The 1,631-nt window shown below is 39.1% G+C and carries 1 protein-coding gene; it reads right to left on the minus strand.

The window, feature by feature from the left end; genetic code table 11:
* Positions 1–121: 121 nt before the first annotated feature.
* Entirely contained in the window at positions 122–1,333 is a 1,212-nt protein-coding gene (locus DXA93_RS17510; RefSeq protein ID WP_055218916.1) for an IS110 family transposase, read from the minus strand.
* Between the last annotated feature and the right edge of the window lie 298 nt (positions 1,334–1,631).

Raw genomic sequence — 1,631 nt, forward strand, 5'->3', positions numbered from 1 at the left:
AGCCTGCAAATAAAAAGTCAATACTAAAATTGAAGAAAGTTAAAAAACTTTACAGGTTAAAAATTAGGCATTAAAATAAGGCCACCACAACCAGTGCTGGTCTGAAAGTAAAAGTTTTGAATTAGCTTGGATCAGGAAGAACAGAAAGATATTCTTTCACTCGTCCATAGTATATTCTGAGAAATTTATTAGCACCTGCAGTCATATAAACATAGTAAGGCTTACCCTGGGTGCGTTTTCTGTCCATGAATTGATATACAGGATCATCCTGAGGCATGGTTTTGATAAGAACATCCATTACTTGAAAAAGAGTCTTTCTTAAATTTGAAGATCCACGTTTGGATGTTGGGACGCTTTTTTGGGCATAGGAACCAGATTCGTTTACCCCGGGATCAACTCCGGCGAATGCAGTAAGGGCTCCTTTATGCGTGAATCTGGTTACATCACCGATCTCAGCCATAAGCTGTGGACCGAGAGATGGACCAATCCCTTTAAACTGCATGACAATTGAGTATTCAGGAAGCTTTGAGGCAGTCTCGTTCATGAGAGTGCGTATTGTTTCGACAGTAACGGAAGTACTGTTGAGCTGATCGACAGCTTGTCTGATGATATGTTTGGTTATTTCATTCTTAGGAAATACTGGAACAAGTTCCTTTGTTTTGGTGTAAATTTCTTCCGCTTTTGATTTATTGAAGGCATATTTTTTGCGCTTGCACCAGTTCTGATAATGTTCAACAAAAGCGTTTAGAGACATTTTACGAATGCAATCTACATGCCAGTATGTAGAGACAAAATCAACCCATTTCTGGGAACCATCACTGCGGGTGGGACTATTGAAATAAGTATTTGCATTTGGATAGGTCTGGTCAATGAGGCCAATAAGATTATTTTTCATAGCCGTTTTTTGTTTCACATAGAAATGGAACTGACGATTCATGACCTTTAGCTGAGCGCGTAATTCATCTGTAATACTATACGGTTCAAGACTTTGCCATTTGTCAAGAGCGTAGCGGGCAATCTTGACAGAATCAGCTTTGTCGGACTTGATTTTGCGAAGAGAATCGTTATTAAAATCTTTGACCAACTTGGGATTAACAGCACTGACAAAGAGATCTGCTGCTGAAAGCTGGTGAGCAAGTGCTTCGTAGTAGCGGCCGGTATGTTCCATTACAACCCGGGATTCACCTTCGATAGAATGAATAAGTTTAATAAGTGAATGGATATCACTGGATGTGTGCTTAATCTCAAAAGGAGAGGATACAATCTCCCCAAATGGTCTCAGAATTGTAACCATACTTTTACCTTTTGAAACATCGATACCTACTGCGTTCATAAATTTATCACTCCTTAAAAAATATTACAATGGATAAATACCAGTTTTACTCATTACCTGTTCAAACTACTGTGTGTGACACGAATGCACCTAATGTGATTCAACCTGCATAAAACGAACACTGTGAATGAGGAGCCGGTTATCAGTCTAAAGTACGGACGCGAGGTCCAAGTGATGAAGTCGATATACCATTGCATCCTACATTCTAACAGTTTAAGTAATGAGATGGATAAATCCTTACTGGAAGTAAGGGGATTACCCATAAATATATTGTAGTAGTGATGAGTTAGACGCGCAA

The sequence above is a fragment of the Blautia sp. OF09-25XD genome, assembly GCF_003482095.1.
Classification (GTDB): Bacteria; Bacillota; Clostridia; order Lachnospirales; family Lachnospiraceae; genus Fusicatenibacter; species Fusicatenibacter saccharivorans.